Annotated in this window: 4 protein-coding genes; 1 reads left to right on the forward strand and 3 read right to left on the reverse strand. The window is 64.6% G+C overall.

What is annotated here, in order from left to right; translation table 11 throughout:
- On the reverse strand, positions 1-222 hold a 222-nt coding region (locus tag AOK24_RS32605; RefSeq protein WP_159052056.1), incomplete at its 3' end, for a hypothetical protein.
- A 285-nt stretch (positions 223-507) separates the two neighbouring features.
- Between AOK24_RS32605 and AOK24_RS32610 the strand changes: the two genes are divergently transcribed.
- Positions 508-1,716 (forward strand): Fic family protein, encoded by a 1,209-nt coding sequence (locus AOK24_RS32610; protein ID WP_055723630.1) that lies wholly within the window; start codon positions 508-510, stop codon positions 1,714-1,716.
- A 16-nt stretch (positions 1,717-1,732) separates the two neighbouring features.
- Here AOK24_RS32610 and AOK24_RS32615 read toward each other — a convergent pair whose 3' ends face one another.
- A complete protein-coding gene (locus tag AOK24_RS32615) occupies positions 1,733-2,005 on the reverse strand; it encodes a DUF397 domain-containing protein (protein WP_055723631.1) in 273 nt (90 codons plus the stop codon).
- Positions 2,002-2,877, reverse strand: a complete 876-nt coding sequence (locus AOK24_RS32620; RefSeq protein ID WP_055723632.1) for a helix-turn-helix domain-containing protein — start codon at positions 2,875-2,877, stop codon at positions 2,002-2,004. The genes AOK24_RS32615 and AOK24_RS32620 overlap by 4 nt, the downstream gene beginning before the upstream one ends.
- Positions 2,878-3,078: the final 201 nt, after the last annotated feature.

Below are 3,078 nucleotides of genomic sequence, written 5' to 3' on the forward strand. Positions count from 1 at the left end.
GCCGACGCCGCCGCCCGCGCGGGCGGCGGCGTCGGCGGCGTTCTGGGCGAGCTCGACGATCAGCCGATCGCGGTAACCCCCGAGTACGAGGTCCTCCTCGGCGTTCGCGTCCTCCCGGAAGCGGGCGGGACTGGTCGCCCAGGCGTCCAGGACTCCGCGTCGCAGCCGGGCGGTACCGAAGGGATCGGCACCCTCCGTCGCGGGCCGCACGAAGTTGCTCACGTTCACTCTCCTCATCGGCGTGAGGAGACCGTACCGCTCAGGTCTTACGGGGGTGTACTTCGGTATCACGTGAGCGCCACGCCTGGAGTCACAGCACTCCGGAGGGGGCGAGTGCTTCGTACCTTGAATTTGGCACAGCAGACTTCAAGGTCACACAGCGCCAGGGAGTAGCGCCGATTTGGTTAAACTGCCAGCTCAAATGGTCCATGACCGGCCTCGTCCATGGCTCGGCACCCTTGAAATCCTCGCGACCAAATTCAAGGTTGCCCGAGTATCCTTGACATTGTGGATGCTGACCTCCTGGGACGATCACCGATCGGCACCTTGGTGCCGATCACTGGTTACGACCCCCGCGCCGGCCGCGAGTATCACGCCGATGCCTACGTCCCGGACAACCTGCCGAACGACGTCGAACTCACCGGACCGACCCATCTGGCAGTCGCGAAGGCCGCCGCTGCCGTGGCGAGGGCCGACCAAGCGGCTCGGCAACTGCCCAACCCCCGACTCCTGGTCCGGCCCTCCATCCGGCGCGAGGCGGTGAGCACCTCCGCCCTGGAAGGTACGTACGCCGCATTCACCGACGTCCTCGAAGCCGACTTCAAGGACCAGGCCCAGCTGTCCGCGTCGGTCGCCGAAGTGCTCAACTATGTCCACGCGGCGGAGGAAGCCATCGCCTGGGTACATGAGCGCCCGATCACCCTCGCGCTCCTCCAGCATCTCCAAGGAATCCTGGTCCGAGGAACCCCCAGCGAGACGCGCGACGCCGGGCAGGTGAGGACGACACAGGTGTTCATCGGACTCAACAGCGCCAATGTGGAAGACGCGCGCTTCGTCCCCGTACCGCCTGATCATCGACTCCGCGACGGTCTGCTCATGTGGGAGGGATGGATCAACGGTGCCCAGGAGATGCACATCCTCGTGAAGATGGCTCTTGGGCACTACCAGTTCGAGACCCTTCACCCCTTCAACGACGGAAACGGCCGGCTCGGTCGCCTCGTGGTCATCCTCCAGCTCATGGCGGCGGGCGAACTCCGGTTCCCCATCCTCAACTTGTCGCCGTGGCTCGAAGTACGCCGCCGGGCCTACCAGGACCACCTGCTCGACGTCAGCGTCACCGGGGACTACAACCCCTGGGTCACGTTCTTCTGCCAGGCCGTGGAGGCGCAGGCGTACGAAGCGATGCGCCAGGTCGACGGCCTGATCGAGATCAAGCAGCGGTTCATGGACCAGCTCCGCGCACTGCGAGCCAAGGGGGTTTCGCTCCAGATCGCCGAGGACCTGATCGGTTACCCCATGCTGACGGTGAGGGATGCGGCCGAGCGGTACGGGGTGACGTACCAGGCCGCCAATCAAGCCGTGGCGAAACTCGCCGAGTTGGGCATCCTCACGCAGCGATCCGAGGGGAACTACGGACGGATCTTCGGGTGCAACGACGTCTTGAGGATCATGCAGCTGCCGCCACCGCCACGACAGACCGCGCTGCCGGTTGCGTGACCGGCGGCGACGGCGTTCAGCGGGCGGCGTAGGTGAGGAAGCCGGTCCAAGTGGCGGGGGCTACGGCGAGGCGGGGGCTGGAGTCGGAGTACTTGGAGTCGCGGATGTGGATGGTGCTGGGGGTGTTGGCGACCTCTACGCAGTCGTTCGGGTTACTGGTGTCGCTGTAGCTGCTCTTAAACCAGGTGAGCGCTACCTCGACGCAGTCGTCCGGGTTGTTGCTGTCGCTGTAGCTGCTCTTGAACCACGCCAGCTCGGAGGAGTCACCGGCAGTGGACTTGCGGATCATGTTTCTCCCAGCAGTCGTTCAATGAAGACCCGCGACTCCCGTACGGTCCGAGCCTCACCTCGGATGATGCCATAGCGCATCTCAAGGACCATGAGGTGCTTGGGATCATCGGTCGGACGACCATAGAACTCGTCGTCCATCCGGCCAACTGCCGTACCGTCATCGAACTTCAGCACCTGGATGCGCCCTCCCGTCCCAGGATGGTCCCAGCGATCGATCGGCATCACCTGAATTCCGACGTTGCGCAACTCTCCCACCTCCAAGAGGTGTTCGAGCTGACTACGCCAGACCATCATGCCCCCGATAGGTCGCCTCAGCGCCATCTCCTCCAGGATGAAACTGAGTTGTGGAGCTGGTGTGCGCTCGAAGATCGCCTTGCGGGCCATACGGCCAGCCAGCGCCTTCTCCAGTTCGTCGTCCGACAGTTGGGAATGCCTCGTCTTCAGCAGAGCCCTTGCGTAGTCGGCGGTCTGGAGCAGTCCGTGGAGAGCATGGCTGCCGTACGACAGCAGGTGCTCCACCTTCGCCTCCATCCTCGCCAGATCCCGCACCTTCTTGGGGTACCGGACCTTCTCCACGTCCTCCCACATCGCGGAGACCAGCCCGCCCGCGTCCAGAACCCTGTCAGCCCTGTCCAGATACACCTGCTTCGGAATCCGCGCCCCCGCCTCGATCTTGTACACCATGTCGTCGCTGTACCCGATCGCCTTCGCGAACTCCGGGACCCGCATCCTTTTCGCCTCGCGGCGCAGCCTCAACTGACGTCCCACGCTGACGAGTACGGCCAAACCCCACTCGTCGTCCGGGTCGACCTCCCACCCCGCCTCATCCGCCTCGGTCGTCGGCCGCGCCGCCTCACCGTCACCGCTCATCCATACCCCTCGGTCGTACGACTCTGTACGTGCCGCCTCTACCCCGAGCACCGTCCCGACCTCCTCGACACGATTGGACAGCCATTGGACAGTCGCTCTACGTAGCCGCGATATGCCTGAAAAGTGAAGCGCATCCGGCCACCCTGCATCACATGGTTCACAAAACTCCCCCGGCCCAGCCCGCGCCCCAACCCACAACCC

The organism is Streptomyces niveiscabiei (assembly GCF_001419795.1).
Classification (GTDB): domain Bacteria; phylum Actinomycetota; class Actinomycetes; order Streptomycetales; family Streptomycetaceae; genus Streptomyces; species Streptomyces niveiscabiei.